General features: G+C 44.7%; 16 protein-coding genes. 2 read left to right on the top strand and 14 right to left on the bottom strand.

Going from position 1 to position 17,150, the window contains the following annotated elements; all coding sequences use genetic code 11:
* Positions 1-60: 60 nt before the first annotated feature.
* From F0364_RS13440 to F0364_RS13420, 5 genes are all read right to left on the bottom strand, one after another.
* Positions 61-1,095, bottom strand: a complete 1,035-nt coding sequence (locus F0364_RS13440) for a FecCD family ABC transporter permease (RefSeq protein WP_153798299.1) — start codon at positions 1,093-1,095, stop codon at positions 61-63.
* The gene (locus F0364_RS13435; protein ID WP_153798298.1) at positions 1,079-1,972 is read right to left on the bottom strand and encodes a heme/hemin ABC transporter substrate-binding protein; all 894 of its coding nucleotides are present in this window, start codon (positions 1,970-1,972) and stop codon (positions 1,079-1,081) included. Before F0364_RS13435 ends, F0364_RS13440 begins: the two co-directional genes overlap by 17 nt.
* A 49-nt stretch (positions 1,973-2,021) precedes the next feature.
* Positions 2,022-4,361, bottom strand: a complete 2,340-nt coding sequence (locus F0364_RS13430; protein WP_207632662.1) for a TonB-dependent receptor — start codon at positions 4,359-4,361, stop codon at positions 2,022-2,024.
* A 300-nt stretch (positions 4,362-4,661) separates the two neighbouring features.
* Positions 4,662-5,180 carry a hypothetical protein gene (locus F0364_RS13425; RefSeq protein ID WP_153798296.1) on the bottom strand — a complete coding sequence of 173 codons (519 nt, stop codon included), beginning with the start codon at positions 5,178-5,180 and terminating at the stop codon, positions 4,662-4,664.
* A gap of 259 nt (positions 5,181-5,439) precedes the next feature.
* Positions 5,440-7,197, bottom strand: coding sequence for an ABC transporter ATP-binding protein (locus F0364_RS13420; RefSeq protein ID WP_153798295.1), 1,758 nt, complete (start codon positions 7,195-7,197; stop codon positions 5,440-5,442).
* 310 nt (positions 7,198-7,507) lie between these two features.
* On the opposite strand from F0364_RS13420, the gene rnhB reads away from it, so the two are divergent.
* The gene (gene rnhB / locus F0364_RS13415) at positions 7,508-8,149 is read left to right on the top strand and encodes a ribonuclease HII (RefSeq protein WP_153798294.1); all 642 of its coding nucleotides are present in this window, start codon (positions 7,508-7,510) and stop codon (positions 8,147-8,149) included.
* A gap of 344 nt (positions 8,150-8,493) precedes the next feature.
* Here the strand turns inward: rnhB and F0364_RS13410 are convergent, their stop codons facing one another.
* Positions 8,494-9,105 (bottom strand): L-threonylcarbamoyladenylate synthase, encoded by a 612-nt coding sequence (locus F0364_RS13410; protein WP_153798293.1) that lies wholly within the window; start codon positions 9,103-9,105, stop codon positions 8,494-8,496.
* 139 nt (positions 9,106-9,244) lie between these two features.
* On the opposite strand from F0364_RS13410, the gene F0364_RS13405 reads away from it, so the two are divergent.
* The gene (locus F0364_RS13405; RefSeq protein ID WP_153798292.1) at positions 9,245-10,123 is read left to right on the top strand and encodes a cupin-like domain-containing protein; all 879 of its coding nucleotides are present in this window, start codon (positions 9,245-9,247) and stop codon (positions 10,121-10,123) included.
* Between the two features lie 6 nt (positions 10,124-10,129).
* On the opposite strand, the gene F0364_RS13400 is transcribed toward F0364_RS13405, so the two are convergent.
* The 8 genes from F0364_RS13400 to F0364_RS13365 all read right to left on the bottom strand — a co-directional run bounded on the left by F0364_RS13400 (position 10,130) and on the right by F0364_RS13365 (position 17,140).
* On the bottom strand, positions 10,130-10,609 hold the full coding sequence (locus tag F0364_RS13400; RefSeq protein ID WP_153798291.1) for an SRPBCC family protein: 480 nt from the start codon (positions 10,607-10,609) through the stop codon (positions 10,130-10,132).
* A gap of 7 nt (positions 10,610-10,616) precedes the next feature.
* Positions 10,617-10,985, bottom strand: coding sequence for a type II toxin-antitoxin system VapC family toxin (locus tag F0364_RS13395; protein WP_153798290.1), 369 nt, complete (start codon positions 10,983-10,985; stop codon positions 10,617-10,619).
* 3 nt (positions 10,986-10,988) lie between these two features.
* Complete coding sequence (locus tag F0364_RS13390; protein WP_153798289.1) at positions 10,989-11,237, bottom strand: hypothetical protein; 249 nt, start codon at positions 11,235-11,237, stop codon at positions 10,989-10,991.
* Positions 11,238-11,254: 17 nt separating this feature from the next.
* Positions 11,255-12,346 carry a glycine cleavage system aminomethyltransferase GcvT gene (gene gcvT, locus F0364_RS13385; protein ID WP_153798288.1) on the bottom strand — a complete coding sequence of 364 codons (1,092 nt, stop codon included), beginning with the start codon at positions 12,344-12,346 and terminating at the stop codon, positions 11,255-11,257.
* A gap of 266 nt (positions 12,347-12,612) precedes the next feature.
* Positions 12,613-13,212, bottom strand: a complete 600-nt coding sequence (locus tag F0364_RS13380) for a hypothetical protein (RefSeq protein WP_153798287.1) — start codon at positions 13,210-13,212, stop codon at positions 12,613-12,615.
* Positions 13,213-13,279: 67 nt separating this feature from the next.
* The gene (locus tag F0364_RS13375) at positions 13,280-13,687 is read right to left on the bottom strand and encodes a hypothetical protein (protein ID WP_153798286.1); all 408 of its coding nucleotides are present in this window, start codon (positions 13,685-13,687) and stop codon (positions 13,280-13,282) included.
* Positions 13,688-13,723: 36 nt separating this feature from the next.
* A complete protein-coding gene (locus F0364_RS13370; protein ID WP_153798285.1) occupies positions 13,724-14,698 on the bottom strand; it encodes a nuclear transport factor 2 family protein in 975 nt (324 codons plus the stop codon).
* A gap of 264 nt (positions 14,699-14,962) precedes the next feature.
* Positions 14,963-17,140 (bottom strand): PspC domain-containing protein, encoded by a 2,178-nt coding sequence (locus tag F0364_RS13365; protein WP_153798284.1) that lies wholly within the window; start codon positions 17,138-17,140, stop codon positions 14,963-14,965.
* Between the last annotated feature and the right edge of the window lie 10 nt (positions 17,141-17,150).

Below are 17,150 nucleotides of genomic sequence, written 5' to 3'. Positions count from 1 at the left end.
CGGAAAGCCCGACCCCTTGCGATAGCTTGGGGGCACGCCCCCAATACTGTCTCATGTATATTATTGATACTGCCTGCTTTTTCTTTTTAGCAAAAGGATGAATACCGGTACGCCCACCACTGAAGTAACGATACCAATTGGCAGTTCGGCTGGTTGCACGAGCATACGTGCGGCTATATCCGCAAGGGATAACAACAAGCCGCCGCACAGCGAACCGGCAATAAGAAGAAACCGGTTATCTGACCCTTTCAGCATACGCAACAGGTGCGGTACAATGAGGCCAACAAAACTAATGACGCCGGTAAAGGCCGTTGCTGTTGCTACCATAATTACGTTAACCAACAGAATTGCCCGGCGCATGTTTTTGGTGTTAACGCCCATGTATTGCGCCTCATCTTCACCAATCATTAAAAGGTTAAGCTGCTTGCTGTAGCGCAGAGCAATTCCGATACAGGTTAGCGAGCTAACGAATACAATAGCTACAGCGTGCCAGCTACCACCGGATAACGTACCGAGCGTCCAGAACGTAATTGACCGGGCCTGCGGATCGCGGGCTATGTAAGACATAAACCCAACGCCGCTGATGAAAAGCGCATTGATGGCGATACCCGTAAGCAGTAAGCCTGTTACAGAATTTTTTTGGGCGCCGGATTCGGAAAGGATAAATACAAGACCGGTTGCTATGACAGCGCCGGCACAGGCAGCCAGTGGCAGCGTCCACTCGCCGGCGGTAAAGTGAAAAGTTGCGCCCAGGACGAAGTATAGGGCGGCGCCAAAAGCAGCGCCGCTGGAAGTACCCACAAGCCCCGGCTCAACAATAGGGTTGCGGAACAGCGCCTGCATTAATACGCCCCCGGCGGCCAGGCTTGCACCTACCAGTACAGTAAGTAAAGCCCGGGGCAACCTTATTTCCATAAAAATCCTTTCGTACAAAGTGGCATTGCCGGCATTACTAAAAGCCTTGCCCAAGGCGGTATACATGGTTTGTACAGGTATATTAACCGCGCCATACCGAATGGAAAATAAGGTTGTAATAATAAGCAGCGCCACCAATACAGGATAGATGGCCGTATAATGTTTACTGAACTGTTGCATGAGGCGGGTGTATAAGCTGTTGAAGTTTTAAAACATTTTCGCCGGTACGTGGCCCCAGGTAAACAAGGTCGTTTTCCTCAAACCGGTAAATACGGTTGTTTTTGAAAGCTTTTGTACTGGCAACGCCGGGCAGCTCTTTTATTTTATCTTTTGTGCCCAGGCGGTCGTACCCGAAATCTGTAAGTATGATGATATCGGGATCTGATGCTGCCACCAGCTCGGCGGATATCTGTCTCATGCTTTTTGCGTCGCTGGAACTGATGGCCATTTTGCCCCCGGCCCACTCCACCATTTTACCGGCCGTACTTCCGTCTTTCATAACCATATAAACGTTCATGGCACGGCCGAAATGAATGATGAGCGTTTTAGGTTTGTCGGTATATTTTGAAGCTGAATCTAAGGCTGCCTGCATATCGGCATCCAGCTTTTTACAAAGGCCATCCGCATTATTTTCTTTTTTAAAGTAGGTTGCCATTTCGCGGATGAGCAGTTTTGTACTGTCTATATTGGTTGCTTTTGTGCTAAACTCCTTCATAGGAATTTGAAGACTTTTTAGCTGGGTAACCACATGCTCCGGACCCATACTTTCCGGGCCATCTTCCAGAATAACCGAAGGCTTTGCAGCCAGCAGGCTTTCAAGGCTAAGGGCACGGTGATAACCAACAGTGGGCAGCTTTTTTACCTGCGGGGGATAAACACTGGACACATCTACTGCTACCAGGTTTTTTTCGGCGCCAAGGGCATACATTATTTCCGTGTACTGCTTTGATACAGAAACTATTCTTTCCCCGCCGCCACTATTGTCTTGTTCTTTGTTGGCAAAACGGCCACAGGAAGTAGTGGCAATTACCAGTAAAATAAATACGAGTATTCTCATGATAGTAGAGCTTAAAACTGCAGGGCAGCCTTGGCTGCCCTGCAAAAAATTATAGAATATAGCTAAAGTTGAAACCGCCATAAACTGTTGCCTTGTATGGGCCTGGCAGGTAAATATTCGGATTGGCTGCCGCAGCGGTATATGAGTTAAGGAAGACCATGTTATAATACAGTTTACCGGTAACATTATTGCTGCCGGCAAACAGGTCTAACTGTATGCGCTTGCCGATATTGCGCTTGTAGCCTGCTTTGAAATTAAGCAGGGAATAGGCTGGGGCGTTGTGCATGTTATCGTACGAGATGGGCATTTTATCTATGTGCTGAAAAGTTGAAAACAGGTAAAGCCCGTTACGGAAACCAATATCAACCCCGGCGCTAAGGTTATGGGGAGGCACACCTACGGTTTTGTTGCCGCTGTAGTCAACCGTTTTTTCGTTGTTATTGTTATCGCTTTTAAAATTGGTGTAGCGAAAATGTGAGTAGCTGTAATTGATAAAAGGCCTTACCAGTGAAATGGTCTTAAAGCGGTCATCTATAATTGCATAGTTTACAGACAGCTCAATACCCTTGTTTTGCTGAATACCCGCGTTAACACTGTAGCTATAAAGTACAGTGCCATCTTCATCCACCGCAGCCTGTGTATTTAGTTTGTCTTTTATTTTCATACTAAACAGCGCCAGTTGATAGGACAGTTTTTTGTTCAACAGGCTTCCTTTGCTGCCTATTTCATACTGTGTTGCGCTTTCGGGCTTAAGGTCTTTAACCACTTCGCCGGTTACAGGTATAACCACATTCCCGGTAGCCGGAGGCGAGTACCCTTTGCTGAGCGAGGCATACAGCGTTATGTTTTGCGCAAACATTTTTTGAATGGCAAAGTGTGGTGTTATAACAGCTTTGAAAGTTTTGCTGCCAGACTGGTCAAGATGTGTGGGATTAGCCGTATTGGTAAGCTTATCTGTTATGTTATACCTGACAGTGTTACGGCCAGCACCTGCAATTGCAGTAACGCCTGCCGGCAATATTACATTCCACTCTGTAAAAAATGAGTATTGAAAAGATGCCACTTCAAGATCAGTTGTTAATGCCCCCAATACACTGTTAGACATAGCATTGGTTTTTTTAAACGCACTTGTTTTTTGGTATTCAGCGCCCGCCGTACCTGTAATGCTTACTACCTGCCCGGGAAAGTTGAAATTAAATTCTGTTCTGCCACCCACATTGCTTACCATATTGCTTGACAGGCTGGGCGCCGCCGTTTGGTTTAATTTGTAGTTGGTAAAATAGGTACTGGTGGTATTGCTTACCGTGTTGGAGAAATTGTATTTATGAGACAAACCTGTACGGTAACTTTCATAGGCAGAGTGGCCATCGTTGCCCAGGTAGCGGTCTTCTCCCTTATTTTCTTTATTAAAGAAAGAAGCGCTGTCAAGCTGGCCGGCCAGCCCGTTGTAGGAATTATTGTAAGCGGCATATATGGAGAAAAGCGATTTTTCGCCGGAAGTAAAATCTGCCAGCAGGTTTACAAAGTCTTTCCTGGCGCTGCTGTGCACCCTGTACCCATCATAGTTCTGGTGGCCATAGTTTACGAGTACAGAAGATTTGTCCCCGGCAGATTCAAGCCGGGTATTACTTGACCATAAACCATAACTGCCGCCGGTAAATTCCTGTGTAACTTTTGATGCCTGGGGCGATGGCTTAAGCGTAAACAATTTAACTACGCCACCAATGCCATTGCCATACAGCGCGGAAGCAGGGCCTTTAATTACCTCTACTTTACCGAGTGTAGAAAAATCAATATCGTCAAAAATAGTAGTGCCTTCCGCATCTGTTACAGGAATGCCGTTAAGGTATGCCTTTATGCCGCTGCCATTAAAATTGCTGGCATTGCCATACCCTCGTATTACTATGCGTTGGCCACCGTTGGCTGTTCGTTTTTCCATTCTTACGCCGGGCACCAGGTTTAGGCTATTCTCAAGAAATACGCCATCGTTGCGGGTTAGTTCCCTACGGCTTAAAATGCCGATGGCTTGCGGGTTTTTAAGCACGGAACTATGCGTTTTAATATTGGCGCTTATTTCAACATTGTTTAGGCTGGTATTGGATGCGATGAGACCGATCTGCAAAACCAAACCGGTATTTTTTGGTACAGCGCTGTATACATCATACCCGATGTATTCGATTGTTATTTCGGCTAAGGGATCGCTGTACAATACAGAAAAAACGCCGTCTTTGCCTGTAATAGCTGCCTGTTTACCTGCTACACTTACGGTGGCACCTTCAAGCGGGTTATGGCTGTAGGCATCAAAAACGCGGCCCTTTATATAAGTAGATTGTGAAAAAGCGGTGAGGCAATAAAAAGTACAAAAAAGTACTAGGATATGTTTTCTCATAATTTGAAGTTTTAGAAAAAGTGGCAGGCAAGAAAACATATACCACATACGTGGTATGGTGCGATAGCATTGCCAGCCTTCAGGCATAGCGCTACCCATAGAACGAGTGTTACAAAAATTAAAAAAAATCTGAACCGGTATTTACCGGCATGGTTAAGCTTTGCCCATGCCATTGCATACAGCAGATTACACAAGTGCAAACGCTAACAACAGCATGCAGCATAACTTAAAACCGACTGCAGCCCAGCAAGGAAGGATGAGAATTTTAATTGATTGGTTTTTTTATGAAACGCTATGCGCTTATTTGGGAGGCGGTAAAATTATATCCAGGTAAACGGGTTTATAAAAAAGATGCTTGTATTGCGTGTATGAAACGCCGTTGTGTTTTGAGGAATGAAAATCTTCTAAGGGAACAGAATTTACAGCCAGCCATGTTTTTTCGAGTGCTTTAAGACTGTTTGCCCTTTTTGAATGCGCCATAAAGTCCTGCACCATTTTATCAAGAAAACGGAATAGCTGCTTTTCTTCCTCGTCATCAATGCAATAATAGTTAATGCCACCGGCGCAGGTTTCCATTCTTACAATATCATACATCCTGTGCCCGTATTCAAATTCCTTTCCCTGCTCTATCCAATTTAAGCTGCATGCAGATGCCTTGCTTATTCGTATAACAGTAAGCTTTGAATCGGGGATCCTTTTTTTTACCTGGCTTTTGATGCTCTTTTTTATTTCCCACTTGCAAATAGCAAATATGGAATACCATCCGGCCATATAAAAAGAAAACACACACAGAAGAAATATTGTAAACAGTTTCTTCAAAATAAGTAAGTAACCTGGGGGTTAATGTTTTAAATGGTTAGCTGCCGGTGTTTGCAGTGCTTACAAATTTCCTGAAACATCTTATTTAAAAGATTATTCGGGTAATTAAAATGTGGCGCATCGTAAACTTTACTGATTGTGGCTGCAAATACAGGAAACAGTTGTGCTGTTCAGGCAAGCGTATGGGCAAAAGCCTTGCATATTCGTCCACGGATTACCCGTAGCAGTAAAAATTACGGTATTATAAACCGTTAACCAATTATTCCGCTGAAATGGTTCTTCTTTCGCCTACCTGCTGGCGCCACATGGCGTAGTAAAGCCCCTTGCTTTCCAGTAAAGAAGCATGGGTACCTGTTTCAGTTATTTTACCTTTTTCCAGTACAATGATGGTATCGGCGTGCATCACTGTGGATAGCCGGTGTGCAATAAGGATATTAATCTGCTCCCTGCGGGCAGAAATGCTGCGAATGGTATCGCTGATTATCTCCTCCGTTAGTGAATCCAGCGCTGAAGTGGCTTCATCAAATATCAGCAACCGTGGATTGCGTATCAAGGCCCTGGCAATAGAAATGCGCTGGCGCTCCCCACCAGACAGTTTAAGGCCGCCTTCGCCCAGCCTGGTATAAATACCTTTTTCGCTGCGGGACAATAAACCAGCACAGGATGCTTTTTCAAGAGCGTCGGTAATTTCTTCGTCTGTAGCATCTGGTTTAACAAACAGCAGGTTATCTTTTATGGTGCCGGCAAACAATTGCGTGTCTTGCGTTACAAACCCAATCTGGCGCCGCAAAGCGTTGTAACGAATATCCGCTGAAGGCACTTCGTTAAAATAAATTTCTCCCTCCACAGGCTTGTACAGGCCTACCAATAATTTAATGAGTGTGGATTTACCAGAGCCTGATGGCCCCACAAAAGCCAGTGTATCACCTTTGGCCGCAGAAAACGAAATGCCATCAATAGCATTTTGCGATGCTGTTTTATGGCGGAATACCACGTTATCGAATCGCAGGTTTTCCAGGTCACCTGTTTCAATGGGCTCGGGTGGCCGCTCTTCTACCAGTTGCTGCATAAGCTTGTGAAAAAGCTGCAACGAAGCTTCTGCTTCGCGGTATTGAAGAATAATATTACCAAGGTCCTGTAGCGGTACAAAGATGGCCGTTGTTATAAACTGCATGCTGATAAGCTCACCGGTGGTTAGCACGTTGCGGAATATAAGCCACAGCAAGGCAAACAGAATAGATTGCTTAAGCAGGTTAAGCGTGGTGCCTTGTAAAAAAGAAAGGGTACGCACCTGCCTTGTCTTTTGCATCTCCAGGTCAAATATTTTCTGCGTAAACTGCCGCAGCCTTCTTATTTCGGGAAACGTAAGCCCAAGGCTTTTTACCAGTTCAATATTGCGCAGCGATTCAGTAATGGCGCCGGAAAGCTGGAGCGTTTCCCGGTTAATAGAGCGTTGCACTGTTTTCATTCTTTTGCTTAGCAGCCCGGTTAACCCGCCCAGTAATAAAATGCCGATGATAAAAATTGGTATCAACGCCCAGTGTTTGGTAACGGCGTACCATATTAAAAACGCCATGCCGGTAAGAGATGTAAACAGTATGTTGATGAAGGCATTGATAAACCGTTCCGTATCTGTACGTACTTTTTGCAAAATGGCCAGCGTTTCGCCGCTTCGTTGTTCTTCATATTCCTGGAAAGATAACCGCAGCGTTTGTTTTAAGCCGTCATTAAACACCTGCATACCAAATTTTTGCACCACCAGCCTCATCAGGTATTCCTGGAAAGATTTTGCCAGCCTTGCCAGCAGTGCAATAGCCACCGCAATGCCCAGCCACATGAGTACGCCATTAATCAATTGCTGCTGTGGACGGTTTCCAGGGTTGCCCGCATAGTCGTCAATTATTTTACCGAAAATAATAGGGTCAACCATTGTTAATACCTGGCTGGCCGCGGCAAGCAGCAAAGAAAACACAATCAGCCAGCGGTGTGGGTGCAGGTAGGTCCATAAAATGCGCATAAACTAAATTTAGCGGATGTTTAATTAACAACACAACAGCACAAAATCCGGGCTAAACATTAGCCCTGTAAACATTACCCTTGTCAAATAGGTAAATTGGCCTTCGGCCTGCTTTTTTATGAGCCCGGCGGTGGGACTGCTATTGGGCTTTGCTTGCGTCGCACTCGTGTACTGCAAATCTTTATGCGGCAGCTTAACGTACCATCCCTGGTCAATCTATGTCTGGCAAAGCCGGGTGTGTGCTAATGCATGTGTATAAAATGCCGTGTTTTAATTTGCCTTTTCTTTTCTATTTACACAATTTTGCCGGGTGTTAAAAGCTTTTCACCAGGATGTGCTGATTGAAGCCGGTTGCGATGAAGCCGGCCGTGGCTGCTATGCCGGGCCTGTATTTGCAGCGGCTGTTGTACTGCCCAAAGATTTTTATCACCCCGCATTAAACGACAGCAAACAGGTTAACCCTGCCCTGCGGGAAGAGCTGAGGCTTTTTATAGAGCAAAATGCCATTAGCTACGCGGTGGCTATGGTTGACAACGATGAGATAGACTGCATTAATATTCTAAAAGCTTCTTTTAAAGCCATGCACCTGGCCATAAGCAGGCTTATGGTACAACCAGAGTACCTGCTGATAGATGGCAACAGGTTTACACGTTATACAGGCATACCCCACCAATGTGTTATTAAAGGCGATGGCATTTATGCAAGTATTGCAGCGGCCAGCATTTTGGCCAAAACCGGCAGGGATGCCTACATGTCGCAACTGCACCATGAGTTTCCGCACTATAACTGGCAGCGCAACAAGGGCTATGGTACGGAAGAACACCGCAAGGCCATAGAGCAGCATGGCCTTTGCAAATACCATCGCAGAAGCTTTGATATTGCCGGTGGCCAGATGGAATTATTTGAAACAAACATTACTATAGCCCAGGAGCCCAGGCAAAGCCTGCAGTAAATGATGATATAAACATGCGGGGCCATGGCAGCTAATTAGCTTTAACAGTTCAATGTTCGCATGTTCAACGTATACTGTTAGCAGCAATTATTGAATTTCTGCTGTGCTCTATTGACTAAACAAATTGCCAGCCACTTACCTATCAATAGACTGGTAACCTGTGACCGGTAACCGGCAACCGTCTTTCGGGTGAGGGATTGAAGCGGATACCCCGCTGAAGGCTTTGTGCGGTGGCTTTGCGGCGGAGTATGAGCGGAAAGCCCGGCCCGAGGTACGAGGGACCCCCCCAAAACTTTATTGCTGTTGTTAATTATACAAACCGGGCTGCTTTTTTAAATGATCACCTATTCTTCCACCCATTCGCCGGCGCCCATCCTTATCACTTCATATTCATCTTTAGTACAATCAACAACCGTAGATGGAATGGTGCCGCCAATGCCGCCATGTATTACAATATCAACCAGGCCCCTGAAGTTCTCATAGATTAATTCGGGGTCTGTATATTCTTCCACTGTTTCGCCTGGCAAGGTTGCTGACAAAATAGGATGCCCGAGTTCTTTTACTATTGTTCTGGCAATGTTGTTATCGGGCACACGAAGGCCGATGGTGTTTTTGCGGCTTTGTAAAATTTTTGGCACTTCTTTACTGGCAGGCAAAATAAAAGTATATGCGCCGGGCAGGTAGCTTTTTAGCATACGGTATAAAGGCGTTGAAATGCTTTTTGTGTATTTGCTCATGTCGCTTAAGTCGTGACAAACAAAACTAAACTGCGCTTTATGATAATCTATTCTTTTAATGCGGCTGATGCGTTCGATGGCTTTGTGCTGGTAAATATCGCAACCCAGCCCGTAAATAGTATCTGTGGGGTAAATAATTACGCCTCCATCCCTCAGGCACTCAGTAACCGCTTTAATGTGGCGCGGCTGCGGGTTATCAGGATGTATGTATAATAGCATGCTTCAAAGGTAAGCGTTAATGCCCGCATGACATGCCGTTTGGCATAAATGCTTTGATAATGTAACAGGCCACCGTTGCAAAATCAACTTTGCGTTAACATACAGTTCCAGTTATTTTTGCAGCTTAAAACAAGTCAACATGCAGTTGCTACCTGTAGATGTTGTTAACAGTATAAGCGCTGAAGAATTTAAACGCCACTATTACGACCAGCAAAGGCCTTTAGTAATCCGTGACCTTAGCAAACAGTGGCCGGCTTATACCAAATGGACCTGGGAATACTTTAAATCTATTGTTGGAGACAAAAAGGTTGGCATTTATAACAATACCAAAAGCGATGCCTACACACCTGTAAATAAAGCGGATAGCTACACTACATTTGGGCAGTATATTGATATGATTACGCATGGGCCTGCCGAGTGGCGTATATTTCTCTTTAACATATTCAGCCATGCGCCGCAGCTTATTGAGGATTTTACATGGCCTGACCACTTAATGAAAGGATTTGTAAAACGGGTGCCCATGCTGTTTACGGGCGGGCAGGGCTCTATTACGCACATGCATTTTGATATTGACTTAAGCCATATTATTCACACTCAGTTTATAGGCCGCAAAAGGGTGTTGCTTTTTCCGTACAAAGAGCAGCACAAGCTTTACCGCAAACCTTTTGAAGTGTTGAGCATTGCAGATTTCAGCAATTACTACGACCCGGATAAAAGCAAGCTGGACACATCCCGTTTTCCGGCCGTACAATTTGCGCATGGCTTTGATATTACGCTGGAGCATGGCGATACCTTATTTATGCCGGGCGGCTACTGGCACCACATGGAATATCTTGACAGTGGTTTTGCCATGAGCCTGCGTGCTCTTAACAACTCGGTAACCGGTAAATTAAAGGGCGCCTGGAACCTGGTGGGCATGCGTGGCATTGACACACTCTTTAAAAGAACAATACCCGTAAAATGGTATGAATGGAAGGAGAGAAAAATATTTGATGCAGCAAAAAAAGCAAGCCGGTAAACTACTTTAAGGTTGCAACAAAAGCTTTTGCCAGCCAGTGCCTTCGGCCGTTGTTTTTATAACGCTGTTTCTTTTGTTAAGCAACCGCGTCATGTAGCCGGTTAAGAATAATCCGTTGACAGCTTTACCCAAAATACCATACGGAGATTGAAAAGTAAACACATCTGTCATTAAGGTGTGGTTACCCTGTTGTATAAAATGATGTTCATGTTTCATCATTATAAAGTCACCTTCCGTCATTTCATCAGTAAAGAAACGGTAGGGTGCCATGGCGGTAATTTTTGTAGTGAGCGTTCTTGTTTTAAACAGGTGCTTTGCCTGCCAGGTAACGGATTCTCCTTCCTCAATTAAGCCACTTGTTTTGCCGGCTATAGCGAGTTCCTTTGTGTGTTGCATGCTGGCAGTGTGCAGGTTAATGCTGCGGGCTAGGTTAAACACCCGCTCTACAGGTGCATTAATGCTGGTAGAAAGGCGAATGGTAGGCATTAGGGGTTTAGATAATCTTTAACGGGTTTACCAATTTTAAACCGGTTATGTTTTTAAAGTCAGATTCATTATTTGTAGCCAGTTCAAACTCATAATACAAAGCTGTGGCGGCAACGATTGCATCCGCTACAGAAACATTTACTTTTTGCCTTACTGATGTGGCGATGGTAATGATATGCCTGTCTATATCAGCTACAACGGCATTCTCAATAATATAGTTTAGCGCATCTGCTTCATCTTTTTTTAAAAGATGGTAACCAAGTGTTTCAAGAATTGTAACGGAACTAATAATAGCAAAACGGGTAGAAATATATTTTCTAAGGGCATGATTGGCAGGCTTTGCTGCATATATAATTATATTACTGTCAATAACCATGTGTTATCTGCCGGGTAACGGCCTGTCTTTACGTACTTCGCGTTGCCATTCTGAAGCGTCTCCAAAACTCTCCAGCCCTCCCTTGCCCGCAATCTCTTCCAGCGCTTTGGCAAGTTTTTGACCGCTATTCTGCAATAGGTCAACCGACAATTTTTTTCTAACTGAAAAATGAATGCCATGTATGCTTGCAAAAGCTGTAAGCTTTTCAAGCTCTTCTTCGCCTTCTACTTCTATTGTATAAATTTCAGCCATACCCAAATTTACAAAACTTAACTAAACGGAAACTTTACCACTTTAGCCTTAACCGGATTATTACGGATATCAATAAAAATTTCACTGTCTATGCTGGCGTTTTCAACGGTTACATAACCCAGCCCGATAGCCTTGTTTAAAGAAGGAGCCTGTGTGCCACTGGTAACATAACCAATCTCGTTGCCGGCAGCGTCTTTTATTTTATAATGATGGCGGGGTATACCGCGGTCAATCATTACAAAACCCACCAGCTTTCTTTTAATGCCTTCGGCTTTTTGCTTTGCAAAAATGTCTTTAGAGCTAAAAGCTGTTTCTTTATTAAGTTTGGTAACCCAGCCTAACCCAGCTTCCAGCGGAGATGTGCTGTCATCAATATCATTACCATACAGGCAATACCCCATCTCCAGCCGCAATGTATCCCGGGCGCCCAGGCCAATGGGTTTTATGCCTGATGCTTTGCCCGCTTCAAATATAGCATCCCATATTACAGTAGCATTGTCATCTTTATCCTCAAAGTAAATTTCAATACCGCCGCTGCCGGTATAACCGGTAGCGCTTATAAGCACATTATCAACACCGGCAAACCTGCCTTTGGCAAACGTGTAATATTTTAGGTTAAGTATATCTACTTCTGTAAGCGGTTGCAATATTTTGCAGGCGTCAGGCCCCTGTATGGCCAGCAGGCAGGTTTTATCACTAATGTTGTGCATTTCTGCATTGCCGGTGTTATGGCTGCTTATCCAGTTCCAGTCTTTTTCAATGTTAGACGCGTTAACCACCAGCATATACACTTTGTTCTCCTCCAGGCAGTACACAATCAGGTCATCTACCAGGCCACCGTTATTGTTGGGCAAAGTGCTGTATTGCGCCTTGCCATTGGTAAGTTTAGACGCATCGTTGCTGGTAACACGCTGTATCAGGTCCAGTGCATTTTCGCCCTTCAGTATAAACTCCCCCATGTGGCTAACATCAAAAACACCTGCGTTGCTGCGTACGGCTGCATGCTCATCATTAATACCGCTATAACTTATCGGCATGTTATAACCTGCGAATTCAGCCATTTTTGCGCCCAGTGCAATGTGCTTTTGTGTAAATGGAGTTGTTTTCATTTCTGTAACTAAATTTTGCGCAAAAATAGGCGAAGCACCAATGTAATATTACTACACGCTTAAATAGTTGCTTTTCTTTTTGTGGGGGACGGGCCTTGGTATTTCATGGCATCTTCGTTGTGTCACTCACTTGTACTGAGGATTTTTATGGCGGCTTTTCAGACCCGGGTAGAAGTAAAATATCGAGCAAGGAACAAGGAAGGTAGAATAAAGCGGACTATGCCAACGCACTTCGTATTTTATAACGCATACTTTGATAGTATTTTTTACAGCAAAAACGACCTGATATTTGGCGCTGTTATTAACCTGAAACTTACCATTAAACAAGGCGCCAGCAGCAGTGCATCGGCCAGGTGGGCCAACAATGGCTCCCGCATGATGCGGCTGGCAGGGAAAGCTATGCCGCCCAGGAAGATCAGCAAACCTATCCATACGCCGGAGGTGGTGCGTATAAGGTTAATGCCTAAAAACATTAAGCTTAACGGAAACAATGGCCCCGTGGCAAACAGCAGTAACTGGGATGTGATGGGATAATTGGCCAGCTCTTTTATATAAGCTTCGTGCGATATATTCAATACACTGGTAAGATAACCCAGAAAAGCAAAACATACACCGCTGATACAACCAAATACAGCTACCCACAAACCATATACTGAATAACGCGGCATTTTATCATTAAGCAGGGCAAATAAACCTGTTAACGCGGGTATCCAAAAAAATAATGACAGGATGAGCATGGTTGCCGAGGGTACGCTGTACTCCCCGTTTTTCCAGAAAAAAGTGGATAAGCCCATAAGCAATGGCGCCGCGATAAGGCTAAAACCCTGGAAATTTTTTTCGTAAGAAAAAACTCTTGATGAATGCATACAAAAGATTTTAATGTTGATGAATCTTTCTGCGCTCTTTCAATGGCAAACCGGTTGGTATAATTGCTTAAAAATATATCTCGTGTACCAGGCAGTTGTCTTCCACCACATTCCTGCTGCCATTCGTTTTATCTTCCTGCGTGGTGCTGATGGTTTTATTACCGTTGCTCAGCCGTATGGTTAACGTTTCATTGAAGGAAATGTTACCATCGTGGTCTTTAACGGTAATGTCGTACGTGCCGGATTTAAGTTTAAGGTGCAGTGTGCGGCTTTTTGCAGCAGCATCATCGCAATCCGGGCCGGATGACAGGTAGGGCAATTGCCCTTTCATAACGTTGTTTATGTACAGGTATTGTGCAATGCCGGTTTTTGTGCTTGTCCAAAAATAGGCTTGCCAGTTGCGGGTGTGGCTGCGGCATTGGGTAAGCAAGGCAACCATTGCAAAGGCGATTATAATATAAATGGGCTTTTTCATTTTTCGTTTATTTAAAGGGTAAACTAATGGCGGTAACTAATGCAGGCTTACCACACGGGTAATTTGCCACTGGCCGGCGGTTTTTTGCCAAATGATAATGAACTTGCCGGGCCGGGAAACAGAGCCACCTTCTGCATGGTTTTGAAAACGGTGGTAACCAATTTCCACAGCGCCGTAATTGTTGATGGGATATACTTCTATGCTGCCGGGAACGAGTATCCTGGATACTTTGCCGCAAATATTGTTTTTGATGGCTTCTATAACACCGCTTTTTGAAGTAGAGAGCCCGCCTTTATCATGGTAAAACTCCAGGCTGTCGCTCATCAGGCTGTTCATTTTTTCAAGGTTGCAGGTATTGTAAGTGTCAAAGTACAGGCTGTCCATTATCAGTATTTCGTTGTACAGCGCTTCATCATCGGGCGTATAGGCTTCCGGAACATAATGTGGCAGTTGCCGCACAGCCGGCTTTGCAGCCGGGGTGGTTACCAGGTAATCTACTTCCTTCTTCATCTTCCAATCTCCGTTTTGCAATTGCCATACACGGGAGAATTTGGATTCTTCCACCAGCCTGTCCGGTTGCCCATCTGCCACCACATAAAAGCGCTGCGTACCTGTTTGTGTAGCAGTGGTTTTGTTTTCAGTAAAAACTTCTATGCTTTCTTTAACCAGCTCCCTGCGCATTTTGGGTTTAGCGGTGGCTTTGTCGCAAAAATTCTTTTTAATGTTGGCAATAAACTGATCCAGGGATTGTATGGCAGTGTGCTCATAATAGCCTTTATCCTGGTAGTACACAAAGTCCCTTGCCAATATGGCTTCTATCTCTTTGGTATCGCAGGTATTAAAAACGGCATTGAACAGGCTGCTGTCTTTTGCAATAAACCGGTTAACAAGCTCCTGTGTGTAAGGGGCTACCTCTGTTTTCTGGGCTTTGCTTTTTGCCTGGCTTACCAGCAAAAGCACCAGTATAAGTATAAGAAGGCGTTTTAGCGGTGTGATGGTAATGCGGTTCATAAAATTAAGTTTACGTGTGTTACTGTTATTTACGCTGATGCCGGTTACGCTATGCTGCCCGGTTAGCGGACAAAGCCCTGAAGAGTGCGACGCAAGTAAAGCCTCATAGGTGTTCTTCTGCCGGGCCCATAAAAATTTGCCTGCCTGTTAACGTGTGCCTGCTGATGTAGGTGGATAGGAAGTAAGCGGCCGGTTTTAAAAAGAAGAACCCTGCCTTACCAATGAAGACAAGGTTCTCTTTGTGGTTCCCAACTTTAACCGAGTTTAAATAGCGAATCTCGCCAGTAAGTTTTGCGCTGGTGCTATGGAACCTATGCCGGAGGTGTTAGGTGTAACTGTTTGTACGGTTGTTTTTTTAACACTGTCTGGTGTGGATGGCTGGTAGCGGTAGCGGGTGCTGTCTACCTGCTTTTCCAGTTCCTTTTTCATTTCTTCCATTTCTTTCTTTTTCTCGTCAAACTCCTGCTGCTTCTGCTCCAGTTCCCGCTCTAATTCTTCACGGCTCTTTTTGTAGTCATCCAGTTTGTTGTTGTAGTCGTCGTTATGCTGGTCATCATTGTCTTTGCCATCTACTCTTTTCAGGCCGTCGTTGGTCATTATGTATTCCACATCGTGGTTCCAGTTAAAGGCATTTTCAAAATAATTATCCCTCCAGTTCCAGTCGTCATCCCATCCAAAGTGTGCATCGCGGCCCCAGCCACCGGCCTTGTTATCAATTTCAATGCGCTTGCCTACGGGCACCGCTATGGTAACATACACCATCTGGTTGCGGAATTTTTCGTTGGGCGTAATGGCTATGCCTTTATCCAGCAGCAGCACCGAATCTTTTTGTTCTATATGATAGTTTATTTTCCTGGCCAGTTCATCAGCAGCCTGCCTGTCGCGGCCGTTGGCCATTTTAAGCATGGTAACCTGGAAGCTGTCTGTAGCAGATTTTATAATGCGTATCTGCACATTTCTTACGTTAGCGGTGTCTTCATCAATATCGGCAAAGGGTTCCAGGCGCAGCCAGTTACCGGTGCTGTAATACTTGCCAAAAGGCTGGGCCCTTAATTCAAGCTTGGCCGCACCGGGGTTACTTAAGTAAACAGAGCTTTCTGTTGGCGTACTGTGCCTTTTGAAATCGCTTGTAACAGAAATAAACAGGTTAATGAAGCAAAACAAACCAATAATCCACAGTGCCAGGAAGCCATAACGTATCAACTGGCTGTTGTTCTTCATTTTGGCTATGCGGCGTATAATGAAGGTGATGATGCCAATTATCGGTACCCATATAAAGAGTATTAGCGTACCCCAAAAAAGCATACTTTGTGTGCCTTCTCTTATAAGGTAAGGTTTCAAAGGCATTAAACCAGTAGCCCCAACGCCAAGGAAGAACAGCAAACCAATTAAAAACAAAAGCACCACTGCCACAATAAAGTAGGCAAAGATCTTTATCAATAGTGTAAGCACATCACCTATACCCCTTGAGGCGCTGCGGGCTGCACCAGACATTTCACTGCGCATGTTTCTTGTTTTTTCTTCGGCTGTTTCGGCAGCTTCTTTCCCAAATTTGGTTACACGTTCCTGTACACCCTTCAATTCTTCAGCTACGTTTTTTTTTATGGAGTTCAGGTCTACTTTTTCTCCCTTCATTTCCAGTTTTTCACTAACCGTTTTTGCTTCTGGAAGTACCAGCCACAGGATAATGTATATTAGTGTAGCGCCGGGGCTGAAAGTGATGCTTAAAAAGTGTGGAAAGTCGAACATTCCCCAATGAGACCACCTGAAAATAAACGACATAAAGGGTATAAGGAAAAGCACCCTTGGTATCCAGGGGTTAACGCCAAAGTAGTGGGATAGGCCGCTGCACACACCGGCGATGATCTTATTCTCAGAATCTCTCAGCAACCTTTTTTTGGCAGAGCCTATAACACGGGATGCGGTGCTGGGCACAGCCACCCACAATACCAGGTAGGCCAGAAAACCAAAACCAAAACCAAAGGAGAAAATCACGAACAAAATGCGTATTACCAGCGGGTCTATATTAAAATAGTTGGCCAGGCCGCTACATACACCGGCTATTATCTTATTGTTTTCATCGCGGTAGTAACGGGTATTTTGGCCGGCGCCGCTTTCTGTGTTGTGAAACTGGCTGCCGGTGCTTTCGCCGCCTAACTGGCTTTTTACACTGGCCTCATCATCATCAAAGTCTTCGGGGCGGCCCATGCTGGCTATAATAGCGTTTACATCGTCTTCAGTAATGCAGGTATTGCCTTTTTTAAGGGTTTCGCCAAACAATTCAGCTATGCGGCTCTCTATATCGTTAATAATTTCATCCCTTCCTTCTTCATTGGCAAAGTACCGGCGCAAGCTCTCAACATACTGCTTAAGTATGTCGTAGGCGTATTCCTCAATCGGAATTACCCTGCCCTGGAAGTTTATGTTAATTACCTTTTTCATGTTTTGTTCG

This window comes from Foetidibacter luteolus, from assembly GCF_009650435.1.
GTDB classification, from domain to species: Bacteria; Bacteroidota; Bacteroidia; order Chitinophagales; family Chitinophagaceae; genus Foetidibacter; species Foetidibacter luteolus.
This window is presented reverse-complemented; position numbering and strand designations above follow the sequence as displayed.

Coding starts and splice junctions, on each gene's coding strand:
- F0364_RS13440 (WP_153798299.1), bottom strand. CDS start 1,095: ATGCAACAGTTCAGTAAACATTATACGGCCATCTATCCTGTATTGGTG.
- F0364_RS13435 (WP_153798298.1), bottom strand. CDS start 1,972: ATGAGAATACTCGTATTTATTTTACTGGTAATTGCCACTACTTCCTGT.
- F0364_RS13430 (WP_207632662.1), bottom strand. CDS start 4,361: ATGAGAAAACATATCCTAGTACTTTTTTGTACTTTTTATTGCCTCACC.
- F0364_RS13420 (WP_153798295.1), bottom strand. CDS start 7,197: ATGCGCATTTTATGGACCTACCTGCACCCACACCGCTGGCTGATTGTG.
- F0364_RS13410 (WP_153798293.1), bottom strand. CDS start 9,105: ATGCTATTATACATACATCCTGATAACCCGCAGCCGCGCCACATTAAA.
- F0364_RS13405 (WP_153798292.1), top strand. CDS start 9,245: ATGCAGTTGCTACCTGTAGATGTTGTTAACAGTATAAGCGCTGAAGAA.
- F0364_RS13400 (WP_153798291.1), bottom strand. CDS start 10,609: ATGCCTACCATTCGCCTTTCTACCAGCATTAATGCACCTGTAGAGCGG.
- F0364_RS13395 (WP_153798290.1), bottom strand. CDS start 10,985: ATGGTTATTGACAGTAATATAATTATATATGCAGCAAAGCCTGCCAAT.
- F0364_RS13390 (WP_153798289.1), bottom strand. CDS start 11,237: ATGGCTGAAATTTATACAATAGAAGTAGAAGGCGAAGAAGAGCTTGAA.
- gcvT (WP_153798288.1), bottom strand. CDS start 12,346: ATGAAAACAACTCCATTTACACAAAAGCACATTGCACTGGGCGCAAAA.
- F0364_RS13380 (WP_153798287.1), bottom strand. CDS start 13,212: ATGCATTCATCAAGAGTTTTTTCTTACGAAAAAAATTTCCAGGGTTTT.
- F0364_RS13375 (WP_153798286.1), bottom strand. CDS start 13,687: ATGAAAAAGCCCATTTATATTATAATCGCCTTTGCAATGGTTGCCTTG.
- F0364_RS13370 (WP_153798285.1), bottom strand. CDS start 14,698: ATGAACCGCATTACCATCACACCGCTAAAACGCCTTCTTATACTTATA.
- F0364_RS13365 (WP_153798284.1), bottom strand. CDS start 17,140: ATGAAAAAGGTAATTAACATAAACTTCCAGGGCAGGGTAATTCCGATT.